Here is a 15,766-nt window from a genome sequence, read left to right on the forward strand (position 1 = left end):
AAATTTTTTTATGTGATGTAATTTTTAAGTGTGAGGACGTATTCTTCAAAAGCCCTGATACCATGTGCTGTAATTTTGGCGGTAGTCAAGGGTCGTTTTCCGCGAAATGATTTTACGATTTCTAAGTACCCGGCTTTTTCAAGCTTGTCAAGCTGCACACTAAGGTTCCCTGCTGTTGATTCGGTTTTCTCTTTTAGAAAAGTAAATTCAGCCTCCTCCACACTGATCAGCAGAGACATCACAGCCAGTCTAAGTTGGGAATGCAAAAGAGGATCTAAAGGTTTAAACTCGCCCACGGTAGCTATTTTTCAGATAATACCCAGGAACCAAATAACCTAATATTATTGCGATAGCAGCAACTAGGTTCTGTTCAACTACAGGTAATTGGAATGCAATAATAGCCCCAATAGCCAAAACTACCGCGCCGTAGGTAAAAAGGGCTGTCCTAATAATACATCCAGTTGTGTACATCCCGACAGCTGTCAGGAGGAGAATTACAGGATTGTGGTTAAATCCAAGAATTGGCATAGCACTGAGTACCACCAGTATTGCAACAAAAACAGCAATCCAGACACGGTTGACCATAGTTCCTAGGTGAGATTTAACCTGACTGTTTTTACCCTTTAAATAACCCCATCTTACACTCAGGAAAACAGTGGGTACCAGAACTAACCAAACCAAGTATGGTTTCTCAAAATCCAGTTTCTGTAGGATGTATTGACCCACATTGCAAAGGGAAACAGCCCACCCCCAAAGCAATAACTGATAACTCCCGTCTCCGGATGTTTCTCTTTTGGCTTTAGAGATCATCTCTGTGATGATAGCCAACGATTCGGCACTACTTAGACTTTTTTCCATATTCATTAATTTTTTGTAATTATAAACTAGTTTATTTTATAAACCAAATGAAAATTTAAAATTTCATGATTTACAGGACATTGATTAATTTAGGTTCCATCCAATGAGTCATTCATTATGAAAAATATTTTTCACCCTCAGATTACACAAGAGCTTATCGATCGTATAAATAAGCTTACCCCAGAGACTACGCCGCGCTGGGGAATTATGCGTGTAGATCAGATGATGGCGCATTGCTCTGTCGCCTATGAAATGGTTTATACCGATAAGCACAAGAAACCGAACGCATTCTTGAGGTTTATTCTGAGGACATTTGTAAAAAATGGCGTGGTAAATGAGAAGCCTTATCCTAGAAATGCACGAACAGCACCAGCTTTTGTGATAGCTGAGCGTAGGGATTTCGAAACCGAAAAGGCCATTCTGATAGGTTACCTAGAAAAAACAAGGGATTTGGGAATTCCGTATTTTGAGGGGAAAGAATCTCTTTCCTTTGGTCCGCTTACGGCACAGGAATGGAATAGTCTGTTTTATAAGCATCTAGATCACCATCTTACTCAATTTGGCGTATGATACACCCTGCTAAGTCAATCAGAACTTTTATTGGAGCAAAGAATTACCAGGAAAGTACCCACTTCTATGAGGTACTTGGTTTTAAGGTGCAGTCTGTAGGAGAAAAAATGTCTGTGGTAACTGTGAGAGAAAATATCGCATTCTACCTTCAGGATTATTATCTGAAATCCTGGTGCGAAAACTCGATGATTTTTCTTGAGATAGAAGATGACCTTGAATCCTATTGGGAAGCTATCAAAGTCCTGGGCCTACCGGATAAATTTCCAGGCACCAAGCTTAGTGCTATCCACTACAACGATTGGGGCAGTGAGTTCTTTCTCCATGACCCAGCGGGAAATCTCTGGCATTTTGGGGTATTCAAGTAATTTGTAATTGAGGGAAAATGAGTGAAAACTAATTTTTCAAAACCTCTAGTCTGCTAAGTACGTTCACAATGAACAGATTACTATTCAGAACCCTTTAACCAAAAGCTTTATGAAAAAGTTAACGGCATTATTTTTATCCCTCTTCATTTTTAGCATGGGTTTTACTCATGCTCAAACGTCTACTCATTCTAATGAGGACATGAATAGATTTCTTTCCCATACCCTGAGATATCCTGCTGAACTCCGGGAAGCAATGACAACTGGGCCAGTGATGGTTTCTGTTCAAATAGACGAAGCTGGCTATATGACCGGAGATGTTGAATTTCTTTCTGGGGATAAGGCGTTTGAAGATGAGATAAATAGAACAATGAATCTCTTGAAGGAGAATTGGAGCCCCTCATTTTTGGAAGGCAAAGCCTATGGTCAAGAATACCTCATGGGCTTTGAGTTCAGAATTGACAACGGTTCCCGGTTTTCTTCAGATCCTGTTGCCACAGCATCTGACAAAGTGAAACCAAGTACGCCGCTAGAAGCTGTTAATAATGCATTGGAAGAAAACCCGTATTCCCCCAAACTCCTTAACAAAAGGGCTGAAATCTTGGCTCAAGATGGCAAGAAACTCCTATCAGATATGGATGTAAATCAGGCTAATTTCCTTAAGGATAAAATGTTGACTGAAGTAGTAATTGTTGGTTATTTACCAGCAGGGCCAAAATCACTTTAAGTGAATCATTAATAGATATGAATAGAATAGGAAAGGAGATGACATTGGTTATCTCCTTTTTCTTTGGTAGTCCGAAAAATGTATTTGGCAGGACGCCTGAAAGGGCTAAAAATTTGCGAAAGTGCTGCAATCGGTCTAATTCTTGATATTTTTGGGCTGAAAAGAATTTCCGGACCATGAACAAAAACATACTCTTTCTCTGTCTTATCGCCTCATTGAAAACGCTGTCTGCTTGCTCCAATACGCAGGAAAGTACTGATAGCCAGGAAGAAGTCACGGTAGAGGAGATGAAGCAGTACACTTCAGACAATTCTGCTACCTCGCTGGACTGGAATGGAACTTACAAAGGCACGGTGCCTTGCGCCAGTTGTGAAGGGATAGAAACTACCTTGACGCTAAATACGGATCTTACTTATAAAATCGTGACAAACTACCTGGGCAGAAACGATGCCTTGGAGCAAGAAAATACGGGATCTTTTACCTGGGATGAAACTGGTTCAATAATCACATTAGAAAAGGTTGCTCAAGGCCCAACGAGATATAAAGTGGGCGAAAACCGAATTTGGCAACTCGACATGGAAGGAAATATGATCACCGGCGAATTGGCGGATCACTACATCCTTACCAAGAAATAACCTTATTTAAACCGTACAACTTTACCATGGGCCTTTGAGGTCATTTCCTGAGGAATAGAATCAGTGATTTCCTTGAATAGCAACTCCACTAGTTTTTGCTTGAGGAAACTTCGGTTTAAAATAATACTCACCTCTCTTGTAGGGGAAACGCCATCAAATGGTCTTAATCTGGTTTTTTCTTCCTCAGAAAGCTCAAGTGTCGCCAGTTCTGGCAAAAGCGTTACTCCTTTGTACCGATTGACCATGTTTTTAAGCCCTTCCAAAGAACCGCTTTCGTAATGAAAATTCTTAGGTCCGCTGAGGCTTTGATCACAGAGATTAATAACTTGATCCCGAAAACAATGCCCTTGCTGCAACACCCAAAAATCCTCCTTAATCACTTTTTCTGGATGGAAAACATGGTCTTTTAATAAGGGATGGTCTTTTGATAAATAGGCATAAAATTTCTCATAAAACATCGGTTTTTCTACAATTCCAGCTTCATGCAGAGGAGTCACAATTATACCTAGATCCAACTCGTCATTTTTTAGCTTTTTCACCACATCCTCAGTTACCATTTCCTGTACTTCCAGTTTTACATGAGGATATTTTTCCAAGAATTTTCGAATGAAAAGATGCAATAAGTAAGGAGCAAGTGTAGGGATGATTCCCAGCTTGATCACACCTGAAATATCTCCCTTCATATCTGCGACCAATTCAAAGATCCCTTTGCTCTCGGAGACCACTTTTTTGGCTTGTTGGATTATTTGAACCCCCATTTCTGTGGGGATCACGGGCATTTTACTACGATCAAAAAGTATAACACCCAGATCCCGTTCCAACTTACTTAGTTGGGCACTCAGGGTAGGTTGGGTCACAAAGCAGCTTTCTGCTGCATGTCCAAAATGTCTGTGCTTATCGACAGCTATAAGATATTCCAGTTGTTGTATCGTCATAAGAAAAGTATTCTCTGAGTCAAAAGTAGAAATTTCTCAAAAGAGTTTCTTCCCTTCTTTTCCAAGAGTGCTCCCACTGGTAAAATAGACTCTTGAATATTTTTCAATCCTTCAGAAAATAAGTACTTTATTTCACTAAAACCATATAACCCATTAATAATCTCAACATCTCTTTCTAATGAGCAAAACAAATTTTTCCAGAAGGAAGTTTTTAAGCACTTCTATTCTAAGTACAGTCGGCCTAGGTACTATTCCTGTCCTAAGCTTTGGTAAAACTACTGCTGCAATTCCAGATTCTTCTAAAATCCGGCTTGGTTTCATCGGCGTTGGACGACAGGCAATGGGGTTGCTCAGCAACATGATGAAAAACCCAAGCGTTGATGTGGTGGCAGGAGCTGATGTCTATGAAATTAAACTGGAGAGATTCAAAGAACGTGTGACAACGCATTATGCCGAAGGAAAAAGAGAAGCCCCTGCACTAAAAGTTTATGCTGATTACAAAAAGTTACTTGCAGATCCAGAAGTAGATGCCGTAGTGATTGCTTCACCTGATCACTGGCATGCGATGATGGCGATCGATGCCTGCCATGCGGGCAAGGATATTTACCTGGAAAAACCGCTCACTTTCACCGTTCACGAGGGGCAGGATTTGGTCAAGGCGGTTCGTTCTAACGGGATTGTGTTAGCTGTAGGTAGTATGCAGCGATCAGGAGCGAATTTTCAACATGCTGTACGAATGGTTCAAAAAGGAATGCTGGGCAATATCAAACAAGTATTGGTAAATGTAGGAACTCCACCCCATCCCAAGCGGTATGATTTGCCGACTCAGCCCGTTCCAGAGGGATTAGACTGGAAAACATGGATAGGCCCACTTCCGGATATACATTATAATGAAGAATTAAATCCTCCTATCAGCCTGAATCCTGAGCAAAATGAAAAAGTCTGGGGAGCATGGAGATGGTACAAAGAAACAGGCGGCGGATTGATGACAGACTGGGGAGCGCATATGATTGATATCGCTCAGTGGGGACTGGGAATGGATAGAAGCGGTCCATCAGAAGTTATTCCGGGTACTGATACCGCGCCTTTGACTTATAACTATGCCAATGGAGTTGAAATGATTATTGCCCCTTTTGACGAAGGAAGGCAAGGAGTAAAATTCCTGGGGGATAAAGGCTGGATCAAAGTTTCCAGAGGGCAGTACGACACGGATGTGAAAGCCTGTGAGCGAAAATTCTCCGACGAAGAACTAGGGTATGGAGCCCATCATGTTGATTTTATTGATGCTATTATAAAGCGAAGAGATCCAGTCGTCCCGGTAGAAATCGGCCATAGTTCTTGCACCGTTTGTACAATAGGAAACATTGCCCATGAATTGGGAAGACCACTCAAATGGGATCCGGTAGCACAGGTTTTTGAAGATGATTGGGAGGCTAATACCAAGCTTCATTATACATATCAACATGGCTATTCATTGAAGACTGTGTAGTCTAATTAGACCTCAACCCTAAAAGCCTATGAACTCTAAATTCAAACTCGTCCTTTTATTCGAGGCTATCTTAGGAGCAACGCTCTTACTTAGCCAATGCACCAATACTCCCAAGGAAACTAGTGAAACTACGGCAGAAGTAACTTCAGATGCAGTATTCGTGGCCAATCCGATTGTGGTGGAGGAGCAACCAGTTGGAAAATTGGAAATTGGTGATCAGGCACCTCCATTCAAGCTGCCAGGAATTGACGATAAATTTCACAGGCTGGAAGACTATGCTGATTCAGATGTACTTGTAATCAACTTTACCTGTAATCACTGCCCTACCGCACAAGCTTATGAGGACAGATTTATCGATGTGGTGGAAGATTACAAAGACAAAAATGTCTCTTTTGTGGCCATTTCTTCCAATAGCCCGATTGGAATTCTCCCCGAAGAACTAGGCTACACAGATCTCAGTGATACATTCGAGGAGATGAAAATCAGAGCAAAGGATAAAGCTTACAATTTCCCTTACCTCTACGACGGGGATACACATGAATTTTCGTTGGCCTATGGGCCTACGGCAACCCCGCATGTTTTTGTTTTTAATAAAGAAAGAAAACTTAGCTATTCGGGTAGAATAGATGCTTCGGAAAAACCGGGGACTGCTAACGCTGAGGATCTTAGAAAAGCAATAGATATGACCTTAGCTGGGGAAAGCCTTCCTGAGGCGGAGGCCCAGACCCCGGCTTTTGGATGCTCTATGAAATGGGCATGGAAGAATGAGTACACGATCAAAACCAACAAGGCCTGGAAGGAGAAAGAAGTAACTATCGAAAAGTTAGCACCGGATGCGCTGGCGGGTCTTTTGAAAAATGATACTGGAGAGTTGCTTTTGGTTAATTTCTGGGCTACGTGGTGCGGTCCGTGCATTATTGAATATCCGGAATTTGTCACGATTCAGCGCATGTATGGAGAGCGGGATTTTCAGTTTGTCTCCATTAGTATGGACAATCCGGACCAATCGGAAAAGGCACTGAAATACCTGAAAGGAAAAGCTTCAGCACTTCCCAATTACATCATGGATACTGATGATAAATACAAAGTAATCGATGTGGTAGGAAAAGAATGGGATGGTAGTCTGCCCATTACTTTACTCATAGAGCCGGGAGGAAATATCGCTTACCGGGTATCAGGAACAATTGATGCAAATGAACTGAAAAGAGAGATCGTAGATCATCCTTTGATTGGTAGATATTACTGACAGAAATACTTCTTATCTAAGATTATACGGTTAAATTGTATAAAATCTTAATTGAGTTTTATGTCACAGATTCATCAGCTATCGCTCTTACTTTATTCAAATTCCCGGTTACTTGTTCAGCTTATACAAAAAGAGTTGAATGGACTGAATTTGACCTATCCGCAGTTTCTGGTACTCTCCGTACTATGGGAAGTAGACGGGCTAAAAGTCAACGAAATCGGAAAGCTTCTCTATCTTGACTCGGGCACATTGACTCCCTTGTTGAAAAAACTGGAAGCAATGAATTATGTGAAGAGACAACGAAGTGAGACTGACGAAAGAACTGTCCACATCGAGTTGACCTATCCAGGAAAATCTCTCCAATCAAAAGCGGGACAAGTTATAAATTCGTTGAATGAAAAGTTTGTTGATAATTCAGAATCAAGCCTAACTGACCTGAACCGGTCTCTTGAAGTATTGTTAGCGCGTATTAATCACTTAAAGGTGTAGACTAAAATGGAAAAACTTGAAGTTGAGGTTACTGGCTATGTCAAAAGGAAGCCATTTCTGTAATCTTTATTTTCTATCGAACGCTTTGCGATTGGGCAATTTCCACCACCGCCAATACTTCCATATTCATTTTTTCAGCCATGAGTTCATCGGCTTTTGCACCATTCTCATCCCCGGTTTCTTTTTTGTACTTTGCTCTCATGGAATAGTAGACAGGCTCAAAAGGGTAATTCTTAATTGCGTCGGTGTAAGTTCTAACTGCCTTATCAGGCTTTCCTTTCTCTTCAAATTTTTTGGCCATCTCGTGGTAATCCAGAGGCAAAGCATTATAAAAAATCTTATAGCTGAATACCAGTAAATAGGTCCGATCGACCGGCTGGCCATGAACTTTACTTGGTGCCCAAGTGCCTGTCAGTCTTTTGATCGCCTCTTCGGCTTGCATGGCTAGTTCATCTGAAACGCGCTCCTTTGCTTCGTAGGAAATCAATTTCCCCGTCTTGTCTATTGTAAGGAGAAATATCACATCCCCTTCAGTTCCGTTTGCGGCAGCATCTTTAGGGTAAATCAACTCTTGTCCCAGGATGCTAATCAGATCTCCTTGGGAATAGGTTGCCTTCTCAAAATCTGTTTCAGTCTCGGGATTGAACGTAGTCTGGGAAAAGGAACTAAAAGTGGTACAGAATAATAGAGAGAAAAAGATGCTTCTAAGCATAACGAATAATTTGGTTTAAACTAAATAGGTACATCCACTTTCGGCCAGTAAGGAGACTAAGCATAGTAGCATTTGGTTAACACAAGCATTTAGGCTTCGGTCTCCCGGCTGCGGTCTGGTCAAACAAAGAAATTTTGGTTTCTGGCAACATGCTGTAGATAATCACATAAACTAAAGAGATATGTGTTCTTACGTAATAGATTTAAGTTATGTTTAGTTAATTGCTCAAGATATTCTCACAACACCTTTTTTAAAATTGTTTCTATTCTGAAGTGCCAGCATTGCAGTCTTCACATTTTTTAGATCATAGATTTCAACAGGATGCCCAGTTATTCTGGCCTCCAAAAACCACTGATAGAGCTGATTCATATTGCTCCGATTACTTTCAGCTTCCACTTTTGAAAAATTCCCCCAAAACACCCCAACAATAGAACAGCCCTTAAGCAATGGTAAATTCATGGGGATTTTGGGGATTTCTCCATCTGCAAAACCGACAATTAAATAGCGTCCTTTCCAGGCGGTCCCTCTCACTGCAAGTTCGGTATATTTTCCTCCTACAGGATCCAAAACCACATCTACACCTGTGCGGTTGGTAAGTTCTTTGATTCGGCCTTTCAGATCTTCAGCTACATAGTTGATAGTCTCATCCGCTCCTTTGCTTTCGCATAGCCTCAATTTTGCATGTGAGGAGGCCGCAGCAATGACTTTTGCCCCCATGGCCTTTCCCAGTTCCACCCCTGCCAAACCAATAGCTCCTGCCGCTCCCAGCACAAGTAGTGTTTCTCCGGCTTGCAATTGCCCCCGGTCTTTCAGGGCATACAAAGAAGTGCTATAAGAATAAAGAGAACTTGCGGCAGTCTCCGAAGAAATCCATGCAGGCAGCAAAAAAACGCGGTCAAAATCCACCGCTACCTTTTCTGCCAACCCTCCCCAGCGACAAAGGGCTAAAACACGATCACCCACTTTGAGGTTTTTTACATTTTTGCCTAACTCGATAATTACCCCAACGGCTTCACCACCCGGAGAAAAGGGGAGTTCCGGCTTGAATTGATACTTGTTTTGAATGATAAGCAAGTCCGGGTAACTGACTCCACATACGGCCACTTTAATCAAAACCTGATTTTTTCCAGGCTTTGGATCAGGCAATTCACCGGGTTTTAAATTCTCCAATGCCCCGAACTCTTCGCAAATCATTGCTCTCATAACTTACTATGTTGGTTTTTGTAGTGTTGAAAAGTAGGGATAAAATAGGCATTTCATGCTTAAAAGGATAATTTTGAGCCTTTACCAACTAATCCCCAGATATATGGCTGTTAATGATTTTATCCGCGATAATAAAGATCGCTTTCTCAATGAATTATTGGATTTGCTCAGAATCCCATCAGTAAGTGCTGATCCAAAATTCAAAGATAATGTCTTTGCAGCAGCAGATTTTGTAAAAGAGAGCCTGGAAAGGGCTGGTGCTGATGTAGTGGAAATCTGCCAGACTATGGGTTATCCTATTGTTTACGGAGAGAAAATTATTGATCCTGCTTTAAAGACAGTTTTGGTGTATGGGCACTATGATGTGCAGCCTGCTGACCCTTATGAGCTTTGGGATTCTCCACCTTTTGAGCCGGTTATCAAAAAGACCAAAATCCATCCTGAAGGAGCGATTTTCGCGCGGGGATCTGCGGATGACAAAGGGCAGTTTTACATGTATGTGAAAGCGTTTGAAGCTATGATGGCTTCAGGGGATTTGCCCTGTAATATCAAATTCATGATAGAAGGCGAGGAGGAAGTCGGTTCTGACAATCTGGACAAATTCGTCATCGAAAACAAAGAAAAACTCAAAGCGGATGTTATTCTGATTTCAGATACCCATATGATCTCTATGCAAGATCCCTCCATCACGGTTGGTCTTCGCGGCATGGCTTACATGGAGGTTGAGGTGACCGGGTCAAACCGTGACCTGCACTCAGGTACCTATGGCGGAGCTGTAGCCAATCCGATCAATGTGCTGTGTGATATGATTGCATCCATGAAAGATGAGAACGACCATATTACTATTCCTGGATTCTATGATAAAGTGCAGGAGCTTACTGCTGCGCAAAGAGAACGGCTCAATGAAGCCCCATTTGATCTAAATGAATACCAGGATAAACTGGATATCGAGGCTGTACATGGAGAAAAAGGCTACACAACCATCGAACGGGTCGGTATACGTCCCACGCTTGATGTGAACGGTATTTGGGGCGGATATACTGGAGAGGGTGCGAAGACTGTTTTGCCTTCCAAGGCGCATGCAAAAATCTCTATGAGACTAGTTCCCGACCAGGACTGGCACGAAATCTCTGAATTGTTTGAAAATTACTTCAAATCTATCGCACCGAAATCTGTGAGGGTGAAGGTCCGTGCACATCATGGGGGTGCTCCAGCAGTTGTTTCTGACTCTTCTGTTGGATATAAGGCTGCAGAGGCGGCCATGGAGGAGACTTTTGGAAAAAGACCAATTCCCACACGTGAAGGGGGATCTATTCCTATCGTTGCGCTGTTCCAGAAGGAATTGGGCTCTGATCCGATTTTATTCGGTTTTGGATTGGATACGGATGCATTGCATTCACCCAATGAACATTATGGTGTGAAAAATTACTTTATAGGAATAGAAACCATTGCCGCTTTCTTCCGTCAGTTTAGAAAGCTCAGCGAGTAATAAATCCCTTATTACTATTAATTCCCATTTCATTTGCAACCCAGCTTCATGACTAAAGTCCAAGGAAAATCAGGAAAACTACTGCTATTGGCATTGCTTTTCTTCAGTTTCTACACCCATGCCCAGATTATCGCTCCTCCAAAATGGACAATTTCCATTGATGAGAAAGCGCTCACAGTAGGTGAGGAAGGCACCCTTGTCTTTGTAGCTGAAATTCCAATCGGATGGTATATCTATGCCAATGATTTTGACCCGGATCTCGGCCCAATTTTGGCAACGTTGAACTTGGATGAACCAGAAGGATATGAGTTAAAAGGTGAATTCAGAGCGATCGGTCCCAAGACAAAGTACGAGGATATCTGGGAGGGGAACGTCAACTATTTCATAGGAAAAGGAAGGTTTGAGCAATCCTTTGTTCCCGGCACTACTTCGGGAAAAATTTCAGGGACTTTAGAATATCAGATGTGCTCTGACCTGACAGGCCAGTGTGTCAATTATGAGGAGGATATTTTGTTGAATTTTACAGCTAAGCTTGGACCAAAAAAATCAGCAACGAATCCAGTATCCCCTAATCAAAACAGTTCTTCCTTTGGGGAAGCAGCAAAGCAAGAAGTAAATAACCCGACAGCTGCTTCAGCTGACAGTGATGAAAATCCAATTAATGAGGCTGGAGTAGAAAATACCGATTCATCTTTTGGGATTGTTCCTATTCAAGAGAAAGAATCGCTTTGGGGTTTTATGGTTTTGGCATTCCTTGCCGGTCTGGCAGCCTTGCTCACACCCTGCGTTTTTCCTATGATCCCTATGACGGTGAGCTTTTTTACAGGTCGTGCAGGCAGCAAAGCTGCGGGAATAAGAAATGCAGCCCTATACGGCTTTTCCATCATTGCAATTTATACCATAGCAGGCACGGCGGTAGCGGCAATCCAAGGGCCTGAATTTGCCAATTGGTTGGCAACACACTGGCTTCCTAATCTTTTTTTCTTTGGGGTTTTTATATTTTTCGCATTGGCTTTTCTGGGCATGTTTGAGATTACCCTGCCTTCAGGATTGGTGAATAAAGTAGATGAGAAAGCAGAAAAGGGAGGGATGATCGGTGTTTTCTTTATGGCATTTACGCTGGTTTTGGTCTCCTTTTCATGTACTGGGCCCATTGTAGGGTCAATTTTGATCTCTTCGGCCGGAGGGGAATTACTGAAACCGATTTTGGGAATGTTCGCCTTTTCACTGGCTTTCGCGATCCCCTTTACGCTGTTTGCTATTTTCCCGGAATGGATGAACCGCCTGCCAAAATCCGGCGGTTGGCTGAACTCTGTAAAAGTGGTATTAGGTTTCCTCGAACTTGCATTGGCATTCAAATTCCTGTCCATGGCCGACTTGGTTTACCATTGGGGAATCCTGGACCGCGACATTTTCTTGATTATCTGGATTGTGATTTTCAGTGGATTGGGGCTTTATCTCTTAGGAAAAATCCGGCTTCCGCACGATTCTCCAACCGATACCATAGGTGTTCCACGATTGCTTTTGGCACTGGTTACGTTCATGTTCGTGCTTTACATGATCCCGGGGCTATTTGGTGCTCCGCTGAAATACCTAAGCGGTTTCCTTCCCCCCATGTCTACACAGCAGTTCAAAATGACCGGTGGTCTGGGTATGGTTGAAGCCGGGGAGAATATTTTGGGAGAACCTGTGAAGCATGCTGATATCCCATTGGAAATCCCTCATGGAATCCAAGGGTATTTCGACTATGAACAAGCCATGCGGGCAGCCAAAAAAGCGAATAAGCCACTTCTGATTGATTTCACAGGGCATGGCTGTGTGAATTGTCGGAAAATGGAGGAGAATGTCTGGGTGGACCCGCAGGTGTTGAAAAGACTCAAGGAGGACTTTGTGATGGTAGCCCTGTATATAGATGAGCGACTCGAACTCCCGGAAAGTGAATGGTACACTTCGGAATACGACGGAAAAATCAAAAAAACTCTTGGAAAGAAAAATGCAGATTTCCAGATCACACGCTTCCGGAACAATGCCCAACCTTACTATGTAATCTTGGACCATAATGAAAATCTCCTCGCCCCACCCCAAGGTTACGATACTGATATTCAGGCATTCGTTGAGTTTTTGGATGGAGCGAAGGAGAGGTTCAGGGGATCAGATTAATTCTACTTTAGCGTGTGTGTGAGTAACCTGGGATTGATGATCAGCTGTGCCCATCCCCAGTTGTTGGTGTTGTCTGAGGGGATTCCTCCTTTCACCGAGCTCATACTTTCGGTGGCAAACATCTGGGAATAGCCTACATTCATTTTAATGAATTTGGCGATGCTCTTAGAGAAAACAAGATCCAGTTCTGTGCCGAGATTTTGGCTTAGATCACTTGCCATTTCAGCATTTGCGAAGAACACATGGGTATTTAATCCCAACGTGGATTTTTCTCCGAGTGTTAAGGTAATCTTCCCATAGACATCATTCAGTCCGACGTTGTTTGCATGGTTTCCTACATAGAAATAGTCCATATATCCATTGAACTTGTGGTTAGTTCCGTAGAGCGGAAAGAAGGATTTGTTCTTTTCTTCTCTGTCTTGATCAGTTCCACTTAATGACTCAAAGCCGGCAATTACTGTTGTCTTTCCCAGACTATATTTTGCTTCCACCATATACTGGTAAGCGCTGAGGTCTGTTGAGGAATTTGCCTTTCCTGTTTGCAGATAGGCAGATCCTGTGATAGAGAAGACCGACAAAGGAAAAGTAAAATAGGTACCGGTAGTCTGTCGGTTATAAACACCGTCCGTCAGCGGCACAGGATCGCTGGTGTATTTTTGAAAACCGTTGTTCATAAACAAAAAGCTGAAGGAAGCCTTATCCCAGGTTTTCGTCACATGCGCCATCTGCATAGTCTTATAAGAAAATGCGCCCGTGACCGTGTAGTCCGTGCCGAGTGAATTCTGTGCTTCCTGATTGTATGCAAATGCCAGGTCCAATTTGAATTTGTTTTTGGAATATTGGATCATCGCTGCATCATGAAACCTCCCCTGCATCGCCCAATCCACTTCTCCCAATATCCGCTGATCGTCGTAGGAGATTGTCTGCCTGCCCAGTTTTAATGCCCAGTTTTCAGTGAATGCATAGCGGATCCATGCTTGAAATAGAGAAAAGGAATTGTTGTTATCTGAGCTGCTAAGCTGCTGGGTATCTCCCCAGGTGCTAACATCCTGAAAGCTGAGATAAAGGCTTAGCTTTTCGTCCTTAAAGCGCAGATTAAGCCTTGAGCGTTGCGTGACAAATGCTGCAGGGTTGCCTTCGTCGGGAAATAAACTTCCGAATCCGTGCCTGTATTCAAATCGTGGACGGATATCTGCATCCAGTGTAAATTCTTGAGCTTTCAGGTGGCTGCTAAGACATAACGAAAGCAAAACGAGTGTAAAAATTCTTTTCATAGTTCGAGTGTGGTAAAGTTAAACCCGAACGAATATACGTATATATACTTATTATTTCCTAGTGTATTACGTAGTATTTCTAAGTATTTTGGATGTTTGGTTACAGCCAGGTTTTTTTATCAGCTGAGTCTGACCATTTTTTGCTGATCATTCAATCTGTTTCTCAAAAATCTTTAAGGTAAACTTTGCCTTTGGAGCATCACATAAGGGACATAGGTATGTTTCAGGCAACTCTTCAAAAGGAGTCAATGCCGGAATATTCTGAACAGAATCCCCATACTGAGGATCGTATACCGTGAGGCAGTCCGAGCATTGATAGGCTTCTGTTTTGATCGTTTCTTTTGGGCTGGAAAGCTTTTTAGATCGTTCTGGTTTTTTCCCCAACTGCTCAAAATACATTTTGCTCAACTCTATCAACAGTCCGGGCAATTCAGCTTTATCGACTTCCTGTACATACACAATGTATTGCTGCGTATTAGGATCGAAGTTTTTGGCATAAAGCAAATTGTAGGTATTGCGGATTTTTATTCCATCCAGGCCAGGGGGAGGAAGATTTTTTTCTACAATAATGGATGTGAAATAGTATGCTTTTCTGGTATAATCTGTGATCCCGAAAGTCAATCCGTAGGTACTGATGTCTCTTTTATCAAAGTTCTCCACCAAGTACTCCTTCAGCTTGAGAGCCGATTTATTGTTGACAGGGAGGTGCCAGTTCAGCTCCAGCATGGAATGGCGAACGTTGATTCCGTAGCGGCCAAGCAGTCTTTCCCACTCGATTTTTGTGTTTTCAGGTATACCTTTGATAATGATTGATTTCCATGGTGTAATGGATATTTTACCTATGCGGCTGTCTGCACAGAGATCACAGAGAACTTTGAGAAAATCGGTATAGTACCTGTTGTTTCTCCAGTATAGGCCCAGCCAATAGCGGTCGTCACCTACGCGGTTGATTCCTTCATAGTAGGGAAATGGGTGGAAAGGTACCTCCAAGGGGCTATCCACTGTCCGATTGTTGGAATCAACAGCATCATTCACCAGCTCAAAAAGGAATTCTACATTCTCCGGTTCTTCTTGCAGTATAGCTTCGATGGCGGAAGCCACCTTTGCCATATCCCAACTGTAGATAAGGGCTGGATACATCATCGTGTCTTCCCATTCCGGTAAGCGTACATATAGGTACCAATAATCCTCATGTGCTGAGGCGATAAAATTCAGATGACCTGTAAACAGTGGAACTAGCCGCTGTTTGGGATCCGTGATATTTATTTTCAGATTTGGCTGAACTCGAAATTGTTCCAGGATATATAAGTATCGATCACCTGTCAACCAAGGAGTGTTCGGAAAAATATCTGCAGATACATAGGAAGAAACAATGTTTTCTGCCCCTATTTCATCAGGGGAGACCAGTTGAAATTTGTCTTGTGTATCGATCTGCAGATTGCCCTCCTCTTTGATAAAAAGGATATCCTGCCGGGAGCCAAAGGAAATGGTAGCCAGCCCTGCACTTTCCGCCAATTCCAAAATCTGTTTTAATTCTGCAGGCGATAACACACCGCCCTTCACCACTATTCTTGAATAGGTCTGTTTCATATGATTATAATTTGCTTTTAAAAGGCC

At 42.5% G+C, this 15,766-nt stretch carries 16 protein-coding genes; 9 read left to right on the plus strand and 7 right to left on the minus strand.

Features of this window, described 5'->3' with window-relative positions:
* Positions 1 to 8: 8 nt before the first annotated feature.
* Both AS141_RS17715 and AS141_RS17720 read right to left on the minus strand, forming a co-directional pair.
* Complete coding sequence (locus tag AS141_RS17715) at positions 9 to 296, minus strand: winged helix-turn-helix domain-containing protein (protein WP_157243524.1); 288 nt, start codon at positions 294 to 296, stop codon at positions 9 to 11.
* Positions 283 to 858, minus strand: coding sequence for a hypothetical protein (locus AS141_RS17720; RefSeq protein WP_157243525.1), 576 nt, complete (start codon positions 856 to 858; stop codon positions 283 to 285). Before AS141_RS17720 ends, AS141_RS17715 begins: the two co-directional genes overlap by 14 nt.
* Before the next feature lie 117 nt (positions 859 to 975).
* Here AS141_RS17720 and AS141_RS17725 point away from each other — a divergent pair, with 117 nt between their 5' ends.
* The 4 genes from AS141_RS17725 to AS141_RS17740 all read left to right on the plus strand — a co-directional run bounded on the left by AS141_RS17725 (position 976) and on the right by AS141_RS17740 (position 3,152).
* Positions 976 to 1,428 (plus strand): hypothetical protein, encoded by a 453-nt coding sequence (locus tag AS141_RS17725; protein ID WP_057939034.1) that lies wholly within the window; start codon positions 976 to 978, stop codon positions 1,426 to 1,428.
* Positions 1,425 to 1,793, plus strand: coding sequence for a VOC family protein (locus tag AS141_RS17730; protein ID WP_057939035.1), 369 nt, complete (start codon positions 1,425 to 1,427; stop codon positions 1,791 to 1,793). Before AS141_RS17725 ends, AS141_RS17730 begins: the two co-directional genes overlap by 4 nt.
* 109 nt (positions 1,794 to 1,902) lie before the next feature.
* Positions 1,903 to 2,517, plus strand: coding sequence for an energy transducer TonB (locus tag AS141_RS17735; protein WP_157243526.1), 615 nt, complete (start codon positions 1,903 to 1,905; stop codon positions 2,515 to 2,517).
* Between the two features lie 176 nt (positions 2,518 to 2,693).
* The gene (locus AS141_RS17740; RefSeq protein WP_057939037.1) at positions 2,694 to 3,152 is read left to right on the plus strand and encodes a copper resistance protein NlpE; all 459 of its coding nucleotides are present in this window, start codon (positions 2,694 to 2,696) and stop codon (positions 3,150 to 3,152) included.
* 2 nt (positions 3,153 to 3,154) lie between these two features.
* On the opposite strand, the gene AS141_RS17745 is transcribed toward AS141_RS17740, so the two are convergent.
* Positions 3,155 to 4,087, minus strand: a complete 933-nt coding sequence (locus tag AS141_RS17745; protein WP_057939038.1) for a hydrogen peroxide-inducible genes activator — start codon at positions 4,085 to 4,087, stop codon at positions 3,155 to 3,157.
* Between the two features lie 178 nt (positions 4,088 to 4,265).
* Between AS141_RS17745 and AS141_RS17755 the strand changes: the two genes are divergently transcribed.
* Genes AS141_RS17755 through AS141_RS17765 form a run of 3 tightly spaced genes read left to right on the plus strand, consistent with a single transcriptional unit; the run spans position 4,266 to position 7,311 of the window.
* The gene (locus AS141_RS17755) at positions 4,266 to 5,576 is read left to right on the plus strand and encodes a Gfo/Idh/MocA family protein (RefSeq protein WP_057939040.1); all 1,311 of its coding nucleotides are present in this window, start codon (positions 4,266 to 4,268) and stop codon (positions 5,574 to 5,576) included.
* A gap of 28 nt (positions 5,577 to 5,604) precedes the next feature.
* Positions 5,605 to 6,822, plus strand: a complete 1,218-nt coding sequence (locus AS141_RS17760; RefSeq protein WP_057939041.1) for a redoxin domain-containing protein — start codon at positions 5,605 to 5,607, stop codon at positions 6,820 to 6,822.
* Between the two features lie 60 nt (positions 6,823 to 6,882).
* On the plus strand, positions 6,883 to 7,311 hold the full coding sequence (locus AS141_RS17765; RefSeq protein ID WP_057939042.1) for a MarR family winged helix-turn-helix transcriptional regulator: 429 nt from the start codon (positions 6,883 to 6,885) through the stop codon (positions 7,309 to 7,311).
* 73 nt (positions 7,312 to 7,384) lie between these two features.
* On the opposite strand, the gene AS141_RS17770 is transcribed toward AS141_RS17765, so the two are convergent.
* Both AS141_RS17770 and AS141_RS17775 read right to left on the minus strand, forming a co-directional pair.
* A complete protein-coding gene (locus AS141_RS17770) occupies positions 7,385 to 8,023 on the minus strand; it encodes an energy transducer TonB (RefSeq protein ID WP_057939043.1) in 639 nt (212 codons plus the stop codon).
* A gap of 225 nt (positions 8,024 to 8,248) precedes the next feature.
* Positions 8,249 to 9,226 carry an NADPH:quinone oxidoreductase family protein gene (locus AS141_RS17775; protein WP_057939044.1) on the minus strand — a complete coding sequence of 326 codons (978 nt, stop codon included), beginning with the start codon at positions 9,224 to 9,226 and terminating at the stop codon, positions 8,249 to 8,251.
* 103 nt (positions 9,227 to 9,329) lie between these two features.
* Between AS141_RS17775 and AS141_RS17780 the strand changes: the two genes are divergently transcribed.
* Both AS141_RS17780 and AS141_RS17785 read left to right on the plus strand, forming a co-directional pair.
* Complete coding sequence (locus AS141_RS17780) at positions 9,330 to 10,715, plus strand: dipeptidase (protein ID WP_057939045.1); 1,386 nt, start codon at positions 9,330 to 9,332, stop codon at positions 10,713 to 10,715.
* A 48-nt stretch (positions 10,716 to 10,763) separates the two neighbouring features.
* Positions 10,764 to 12,875 carry a protein-disulfide reductase DsbD family protein gene (locus AS141_RS17785; protein WP_057939046.1) on the plus strand — a complete coding sequence of 704 codons (2,112 nt, stop codon included), beginning with the start codon at positions 10,764 to 10,766 and terminating at the stop codon, positions 12,873 to 12,875.
* Positions 12,876 to 12,877: 2 nt separating this feature from the next.
* On the opposite strand, the gene AS141_RS17790 is transcribed toward AS141_RS17785, so the two are convergent.
* Together AS141_RS17790 and AS141_RS17795 are read right to left on the minus strand one after the other, a co-directional pair.
* Positions 12,878 to 14,149, minus strand: a complete 1,272-nt coding sequence (locus tag AS141_RS17790; RefSeq protein ID WP_057939047.1) for an alginate export family protein — start codon at positions 14,147 to 14,149, stop codon at positions 12,878 to 12,880.
* A 147-nt stretch (positions 14,150 to 14,296) separates the two neighbouring features.
* A complete protein-coding gene (locus tag AS141_RS17795; RefSeq protein WP_057939048.1) occupies positions 14,297 to 15,739 on the minus strand; it encodes a rubredoxin in 1,443 nt (480 codons plus the stop codon).
* Positions 15,740 to 15,766 lie beyond the last annotated feature (27 nt).

This window comes from Algoriphagus resistens, from assembly GCF_001442615.1.
In the GTDB taxonomy this organism is placed as follows: domain Bacteria; phylum Bacteroidota; class Bacteroidia; order Cytophagales; family Cyclobacteriaceae; genus Algoriphagus; species Algoriphagus resistens.